At 39.4% G+C, this 4,445-nt stretch carries 5 protein-coding genes; 4 read left to right on the top strand and 1 reads right to left on the bottom strand.

The window, feature by feature from the left end; all coding sequences use genetic code 11:
• The first annotated feature begins 712 nt into the window (after positions 1 to 712).
• The 4 genes from HC723_RS16455 (at position 713) to HC723_RS16440 (ending at position 3,543) form a co-directional block, all read left to right on the top strand.
• Entirely contained in the window at positions 713 to 961 is a 249-nt protein-coding gene (locus HC723_RS16455; protein ID WP_110957890.1) for a hypothetical protein, read from the top strand.
• Positions 954 to 1,850 (top strand): tyrosine-type recombinase/integrase, encoded by an 897-nt coding sequence (locus HC723_RS16450; RefSeq protein ID WP_110957891.1) that lies wholly within the window; start codon positions 954 to 956, stop codon positions 1,848 to 1,850. Before HC723_RS16455 ends, HC723_RS16450 begins: the two co-directional genes overlap by 8 nt.
• 5 nt (positions 1,851 to 1,855) lie before the next feature.
• Complete coding sequence (locus tag HC723_RS16445) at positions 1,856 to 2,515, top strand: hypothetical protein (RefSeq protein ID WP_190339855.1); 660 nt, start codon at positions 1,856 to 1,858, stop codon at positions 2,513 to 2,515.
• Positions 2,516 to 3,228: 713 nt separating this feature from the next.
• Positions 3,229 to 3,543, top strand: coding sequence for a type II toxin-antitoxin system RelE/ParE family toxin (locus HC723_RS16440; RefSeq protein WP_190339854.1), 315 nt, complete (start codon positions 3,229 to 3,231; stop codon positions 3,541 to 3,543).
• A gap of 16 nt (positions 3,544 to 3,559) precedes the next feature.
• Here the strand turns inward: HC723_RS16440 and HC723_RS16435 are convergent, their stop codons facing one another.
• Positions 3,560 to 3,931, bottom strand: a complete 372-nt coding sequence (locus HC723_RS16435; RefSeq protein ID WP_190339853.1) for a helix-turn-helix domain-containing protein — start codon at positions 3,929 to 3,931, stop codon at positions 3,560 to 3,562.
• Positions 3,932 to 4,445 lie beyond the last annotated feature (514 nt).

The raw sequence follows: 4,445 nt of genomic DNA, 5'->3' as shown, positions 1-4,445 counted from the left end.
CATTTTTCAATTTCATCCACTTTCTGGCAAATGCTTTTGTCTTTTACAAAACCATTCGTGGACCAGGAAAGAAATGCGGAGCATTTTCCTTTCTTGGTCTACGAATTGAGACAAGCGGAGCGCGTCAGAATCTTACGAACGACACCTCGCTTGGGGGACTGCATCCCCTGACCCCTGCCAAATTCACTCAAACCCACCTTAAAAACGGGTCGGAGACGCCCCTTATTTTAAGGCGAATTTTCGCAAATTTTCGCGCAACAAGTTGCACGCTATGTAGAAATCATAGATTTCCTTACATAGCGTGCAACTATAAGGTTATTTATACATTTCACGCAACAACTTAGGCGCAACAATAATGATATTGTAATTAACAAAAGCAAACCGTATACTTTAGGTTCATGCCTACTGCGGCTTAGCAGGAACCTAGTCGATAAATCGACTTACGTGCATTCTAACTCCCGTTTGATCAGAGAATCATAAATTGAGTTATGTCTTTGGTGGTGTGCGCCATTGTTAACAAAGCACCATCTGGAAACATGTACCAGATGCACTATCTCAAAGTAAGTGACTTCAAAATTCATGCAGTTTCTATGAACTGGTCATAGACGAAATTAGGGTGGAACGGTCAACCTGTCTGCGTAAAGACAAACTGGCGAACGGTTAATCCGTCCAAATCATTACGATTTGGCTTGTTCTTACAAAAGGGTATTCCATGGATAATTTTGACCCAATAGCAGCTATTGAAGCAGCCAAGTCAGAGCGGAAATTACGTAAACACCGAAAGTATCAACCTCGCCCATCAAAACTGACGCCTTACCGGTTTGAAATAAAAAAAATGTACGAATCCGGTGCCAGCCTTAGCTTGATCGAACTTCACCTTCGAACAGAGCACAATCTATCGGCTTCTCGATCTACCATTTTAAGATTTCTTCAAAAAGCAGGGATCGTAAAGAATGGCTAGAGGACATTTTGCCAAGGCAGAAAAACAAGCGGCCTCTGTTATGAAAGAAATGCAGGGACAGGGTAACGCTATTGAATCAGTCGGAACGGCTCGAAACTACGAACAAGCTCTGAAAAGTTGCGCTGAATATTTAAAAGAATATAAATTAGGATCTCTTCGAGAAATCACACCTAACATCGCCACTCAATATTTACATATTAGAGCCACGGAAGTGAGTCAAAAAACATTGAACATGGATCGCCAAGCGCTCCAATCCATGATGCAAAATGTTACCCACCAACTCTCTCCCTCTCAATCTCTTGAAATTGTAAAATCAGAAAGAGAAACCATCGAAAAATCCCGAGCCTATTCTAATGAACAAGTTCAAAGAATCATCTCTCATCAATCTGACAAACACGCCTTAACGACACAGATTTGTCATCAAGCCGGTTTACGTGCTCATGAGATGTTTACGCTTCGACCGGTAGACGAACAAAAGGCATCACCTAGAGAAGTTCACCCCCAAAAGTTCTCACACCTAGCTGAATCCAAAACCTACACAGTAAACGGGAAAGGTGGGTTAATACGAGAAGTAAAAATCCCCATTGAACTGGCTGAAAAATTAGAAGCCCGCAGGTTCCAAGAGCCTCAGAAAGTAACAGACCGAGGCGTATTTTATACCAGTCATTATGATGTGGCAGGCGGTCTTAATTTTTCATCTGCGTTTAGCAAAGCTAGTCAGCGTGGACTCGGATTTTCCCATGGAGCCCACGGCTTACGGCACAGCTATGCCCAAGATCGATTTGAAAAACTCTCTTGGAATATCAAAGAGCGAGATGATGTTCTGAAAATTGTGTCTCAGGAACTTGGTCATTTCCGTCCAGAAATCACAGAGGTCTATCTACGATGATCCGAATGTTTGCTATTACTTTTGTCATTTTCATTGGAGCCATAATCGCTGCGCCATTTATCCCCTATTTAGCCCCAGATAATTCAATCTATCTCGTTCAACAAGATCAATCAGGGCAACTTCACACTCTTGCTCAAGGACAAAAAACGTTATGGATTCAGTGGCAATCATGGCTCTACATTGGAGTATTTACGTTATGTCTATGCGCTCTAATCAGCTTCTTAAATACACTTGTTGTTAAATGGTCAGACAAAGAATTAAGCAAGAAAAGAACTGAAGCAGAAGAAGAAAAAAAACGTTATCAAGAACTCCAACAGAGCTACAAAAAGCAATGTCGAAAAGAAGCCAATGAAGCCCTTAAAGAGACAAAAAGAAATGTAGAAATGCACTACGAAGAATCAAAAAAGACTAAATTGTTAGCCCATAAAAAATTAAGTCATGCAGAGCAAATAAACAAAAGAACAAACCTTAGCTTTGACCGAGAACGAAGAGAAACAAGAAGTAAAATGGCTCAAAGAGATAGGCTTCGTGAGAAAAGGAAAAACTTAGCTCAATTATTAGAAAGTGGTGTATTTACGTATAAAGATGGAAGTGTAATCACAATCAACGAGCTAGATAAGATAGCCAAAAGGTTCATCGAAGAGAAAGCTCAGAAAGAAGAATAGATCCGCAGAATGAGCCCTTTCGGCTGCGCCGACCCCTACCCATTTCGACTACTTTTTGTAGTGATTTGAGTATCATTTTGGTCGCTTTCCGTGGAGATTTTTCTCTTACCCTTTCGGGCTGCCCTGCGCTGTGTGTAAAGGCTTTCGCCCCCCATCCAAGTCACACAACACTAATCAACTATTCCTTTTCCGCAAGCCCTCTCTAGCAGCTACAAGAGGCGGTTTTATCGTGCTTAATGCAAGTTATGATTAGTGCCTTTACCTTTCACCTATCGGACTGTCCCTTGGTCGGTGAATGATGTGCATCGCCAGTTCCAAAACATCTTGAATCCAAAACTAGTGCAGAAATACTTGATAGAGGTCATTTGAGTGGTTAAACTGAAAGGACTTCGGTGCAGAAGTATTTCGAATTGGGCAGCCTTGCAGGGCTGCCTTTTTCACATCTGATGAAAGATTATCTATAACCACCTCAAATCGCAACCATTTCTATAAAATAACCACATAAATAACTCCCCCCCATATAATGGATAAAAAAAATCAAAATTATATAAGAATTTGTATGTTTAGTGTTTGCAAAAATACACCTAAAAACAGTACAATGGAATGTCCCTATAACTTTAAATTAGGGATTGGATTAACAAACGGAGTAACAACTATGACTAGATATATAAATTTAGACACATTTATCTACAAACCAAAAATGGGAGGTTTTAATGAAAGAAAAAGAGGTTCAGTTCCACGGTAAGTCGCAAGAGGAAATTGAAGGGTTTCCAATAAAAATCAGAGAGCAATTTGTTCAAAGCATAGAGTCGATAAAATATGGTTTTGAATCAAATTTGAGAACAAAGGCAATGCCTGAACTAGGGAAAGGCGTTATAGAAATAATAAAAAATGGAAAGCCAGCCTATCGAGTCGTTTACGTCATAAAAGGCCAAACTCTCCATATAATACATGCCTATAATAAAACCTCAACAGGCACCGACAAGAAGCACAAAGAACTTATAAAGACTCGGCACAAGTCCTTATAATTAATGCAGAACGGCTTTAAACAGCCGTTTTTTTTACGTCCATGCTAATAGGCGCATCCATATTTGATGGGTTAAATTTAACATCCATTAAAAATCCTAAATGACCTAGCATTTCAATAAGCATATCAATAGAAAATTTAGATATTTTACCATTCATTAAATTGCTAACTCTAGGTTGGCTTACCCCCATTTTCTTGGCGATCTCAGCCTGAGTCATCCCGCTCTGTCTAATTAGCGAGGCAATTATCATCATCATTTTAGACTTAACAGAAACCAAGCTCAGCTCAACAGGATCCGTTGCAATTAACTCTAGCGGGTTTTTTGATTTTGACATAGATTTTCCAGTTACAATACATTTACGTGTAACTACTGTAGCTTCCATATCCATATGAACACCTCCGAAGTAATTCTACACATAACTATTTAATACATGATTGCATTGGGGCGGGGATTATACAAGTATTTTTATAATTCTCAACCGAATTTTTAAACACTAATTTTATATGCTTTATTTCTGGTACGATTAAATGATTAAAACCTTTATAAATTTTGCGAACTAGCATTTATAGTTCGCAAAATGGTCATTATGTTCAATAGCGTAGTTAGCTATCAAAAAACCCCACCTAAGCTCCTCAAAGCCTCCTGACATCGTTATTAAGCACTTACTAGCCCCTACTTACCCAGAATTCGCGCTGTAAGTTTGTAACGCTTTTACCGCGATTTACAGGGTAAAAATTTTCAAACCGGTTTCAAACAAAAAACACCCTCTAACGGTCATTTTTCAATTTCATCCACTTTCTGGCAAATGCTTTTGTCTTTTACAAAACCATTCGTGGACCAGGAAAGAAATGCGGAGCATTTTCCTTTCTTGGTCTACGAATTGAGACAAGCGGAGCGCGTCA

Source organism: Vibrio sp. S11_S32 (assembly GCF_014694465.1).
GTDB lineage: Bacteria > Pseudomonadota > Gammaproteobacteria > Enterobacterales > Vibrionaceae > Vibrio > Vibrio algicola.
Note: the sequence above shows the minus strand (reverse complement) of the source record. Positions and strands in the feature narration are given on the sequence as shown.

Excerpts from the sequence above, each read along its gene's own strand:
- HC723_RS16435 (WP_190339853.1), bottom strand. The coding sequence starts at position 3,931 with ATGGATATGGAAGCTACAGTAGTTACACGTAAATGTATTGTAACTGGA.
- HC723_RS16440 (WP_190339854.1), top strand. The coding sequence starts at position 3,229 with ATGAAAGAAAAAGAGGTTCAGTTCCACGGTAAGTCGCAAGAGGAAATT.
- HC723_RS16455 (WP_110957890.1), top strand. The coding sequence starts at position 713 with ATGGATAATTTTGACCCAATAGCAGCTATTGAAGCAGCCAAGTCAGAG.
- HC723_RS16450 (WP_110957891.1), top strand. The coding sequence starts at position 954 with ATGGCTAGAGGACATTTTGCCAAGGCAGAAAAACAAGCGGCCTCTGTT.
- HC723_RS16445 (WP_190339855.1), top strand. The coding sequence starts at position 1,856 with ATGTTTGCTATTACTTTTGTCATTTTCATTGGAGCCATAATCGCTGCG.